Genomic DNA, 3,341 nt, shown 5'->3' with positions numbered 1-3,341 from the left:
CTTTTGTCAGATCGTTCTTTAAAAATTCGGATATGTGATAGATATAGACTGAACACCAGTTTCACTGCTGGTGGATCAGGCTAAGGTAAAATTTGTGAGTTCTGCGCGAAAGCGCAACGTACGAATTTTCGGCGAATGTCGTCTTCACAGTATAACCAGATTGCTTGGGGTTATATGGTCAAGTGAAGAAGCGCATACGGTGGATGCCTTGGCAGTCAGAGGCGATGAAAGACGTGGTAGCCTGCGATAAGCTTTGGGGAGTCGGCAAACAGACTGTGATCCAGAGATCTCTGAATGGGGGAACCCAGCCAGCACAAGCTGGTTATCTTGTACTGAATACATAGGTGCAAGAGGCGAACCAGGGGAACTGAAACATCTAAGTACCCTGAGGAAAAGAAATCAACCGAGATTCCCTTAGTAGTGGCGAGCGAACGGGGACCAGCCCTTAAGTTGGTTTGAGATTAGTGGAACGCTCTGGAAAGTGCGGCCATAGTGGGTGATAGCCCCGTACACGAAAATCTCTTGTCAATGAAATCGAGTAGGACGGAGCACGAGAAACTTTGTCTGAATATGGGGGGACCATCCTCCAAGGCTAAATACTACTGACTGACCGATAGTGAACCAGTACCGTGAGGGAAAGGCGAAAAGAACCCCGGAGAGGGGAGTGAAATAGATCCTGAAACCGTATGCGTACAAGCAGTGGGAGCCTACTTTGTTAGGTGACTGCGTACCTTTTGTATAATGGGTCAGCGACTTATATTCAGTGGCGAGCTTAACCGAATAGGGGAGGCGTAGCGAAAGCGAGTCTTAATAGGGCGTTTAGTCGCTGGGTATAGACCCGAAACCGGGCGATCTATCCATGGGCAGGTTGAAGGTTAGGTAACACTGACTGGAGGACCGAACCGACTACCGTTGAAAAGTTAGCGGATGACCTGTGGATCGGAGTGAAAGGCTAATCAAGCTCGGAGATAGCTGGTTCTCCTCGAAAGCTATTTAGGTAGCGCCTCATGTATCACTGTAGGGGGTAGAGCACTGTTTCGGCTAGGGGGTCATCCCGACTTACCAAACCGATGCAAACTCCGAATACCTACAAGTGCCGAGCATGGGAGACACACGGCGGGTGCTAACGTCCGTCGTGAAAAGGGAAACAACCCAGACCGTCAGCTAAGGTCCCAAAGTCATGGTTAAGTGGGAAACGATGTGGGAAGGCTTAGACAGCTAGGAGGTTGGCTTAGAAGCAGCCACCCTTTAAAGAAAGCGTAATAGCTCACTAGTCGAGTCGGCCTGCGCGGAAGATGTAACGGGGCTCAAACCATGCACCGAAGCTACGGGTATCATCGTATGATGATGCGGTAGAGGAGCGTTCTGTAAGCCTGTGAAGGTGAGTTGAGAAGCTTGCTGGAGGTATCAGAAGTGCGAATGCTGACATGAGTAACGACAATGCGAGTGAAAAACTCGCACGCCGAAAGACCAAGGTTTCCTGCGCAACGTTAATCGACGCAGGGTTAGTCGGTCCCTAAGGCGAGGCTGAAAAGCGTAGTCGATGGAAAACAGGTTAATATTCCTGTACTTCCAGTTATTGCGATGGAGGGACGGAGAAGGTTAGGCCAGCCTGGCGTTGGTTGTCCAGGTTTAAGGTGGTAGGCTGAAATCTTAGGCAAATCCGGGATTTCAAGGCCGAGAGCTGATGACGAGTTGCCTTTAGGCGACGAAGTGGTTGATACCATGCTTCCAAGAAAAGCTCCTAAGCTTCAGATAACTGGGAACCGTACCCCAAACCGACACAGGTGGTTAGGTAGAGAATACCAAGGCGCTTGAGAGAACTCGGGTGAAGGAACTAGGCAAAATGGCACCGTAACTTCGGGAGAAGGTGCGCCGGCGAGGGTGAAGGACTTGCTCCGTAAGCTCATGCCGGTCGAAGATACCAGGCCGCTGCGACTGTTTATTAAAAACACAGCACTCTGCAAACACGAAAGTGGACGTATAGGGTGTGACGCCTGCCCGGTGCCGGAAGGTTAATTGATGGGGTTAGCGCAAGCGAAGCTCTTGATCGAAGCCCCGGTAAACGGCGGCCGTAACTATAACGGTCCTAAGGTAGCGAAATTCCTTGTCGGGTAAGTTCCGACCTGCACGAATGGCGTAACGATGGCGGCGCTGTCTCCACCCGAGACTCAGTGAAATTGAAATCGCTGTGAAGATGCAGTGTATCCGCGGCTAGACGGAAAGACCCCGTGAACCTTTACTATAGCTTTGCACTGGACTTTGAATTTGCTTGTGTAGGATAGGTGGGAGGCTTTGAAGTGGGGACGCCAGTTCTCATGGAGCCATCCTTGAAATACCACCCTGGCAACTTTGAGGTTCTAACTCAGGTCCGTTATCCGGATCGAGGACAGTGTATGGTGGGTAGTTTGACTGGGGCGGTCTCCTCCCAAAGAGTAACGGAGGAGTACGAAGGTGCGCTCAGACCGGTCGGAAATCGGTCGTAGAGTATAAAGGCAAAAGCGCGCTTGACTGCGAGACAAACACGTCGAGCAGGTACGAAAGTAGGTCTTAGTGATCCGGTGGTTCTGTATGGAAGGGCCATCGCTCAACGGATAAAAGGTACTCCGGGGATAACAGGCTGATACCGCCCAAGAGTTCATATCGACGGCGGTGTTTGGCACCTCGATGTCGGCTCATCACATCCTGGGGCTGAAGCCGGTCCCAAGGGTATGGCTGTTCGCCATTTAAAGTGGTACGCGAGCTGGGTTTAGAACGTCGTGAGACAGTTCGGTCCCTATCTGCCGTGGACGTTTGAGATTTGAGAGGGGCTGCTCCTAGTACGAGAGGACCGGAGTGGACGAACCTCTGGTGTTCCGGTTGTCACGCCAGTGGCATTGCCGGGTAGCTATGTTCGGAAGAGATAACCGCTGAAAGCATCTAAGCGGGAAACTTGCCTCAAGATGAGATCTCACTGGGATCTTGAATCCCCTAAAGGGCCGTCGAAGACTACGACGTTGATAGGTTGGGTGTGTAAGCGCTGTGAGGCGTTGAGCTAACCAATACTAATTGCCCGTGAGGCTTGACCATATAACACCCAAGCAATTTGCTGACGCAGATTGCGGTGGTGAAGACGAAAGACCCGAAAGTTCGTAAGACCACAAATATCGCATATCCGGATTCGCTGGGCTGTCCATCTGGACATTCTGGCAACAGAATTTCTTGACGACCATAGAGCATTGGAACCACCTGATCCCATCCCGAACTCAGTAGTGAAACGATGCATCGCCGATGGTAGTGTGGGGTTTCCCCATGTGAGAGTAGGTCATCGTCAAGATTCATTTCGCAAAACCCCTATCTGC

General features: G+C 51.2%; 2 rRNA genes. Both read left to right on the top strand.

Annotated elements, in window-relative coordinates:
- The first annotated feature begins 176 nt into the window (after positions 1–176).
- Positions 177–3,069, top strand: a 23S ribosomal RNA gene (locus tag LVS58_RS24830).
- 131 nt (positions 3,070–3,200) lie between these two features.
- Positions 3,201–3,316: ribosomal RNA gene (gene rrf / locus LVS58_RS24825) — 5S ribosomal RNA — on the top strand.
- The last annotated feature ends 25 nt before the right edge of the window (positions 3,317–3,341 follow it).

This window comes from Pseudomonas sp. JR33AA, assembly GCF_021378985.1.
GTDB classification, from domain to species: domain Bacteria; phylum Pseudomonadota; class Gammaproteobacteria; order Pseudomonadales; family Pseudomonadaceae; genus Aquipseudomonas; species Aquipseudomonas alloputida.
This window is presented reverse-complemented; position numbering and strand designations above follow the sequence as displayed.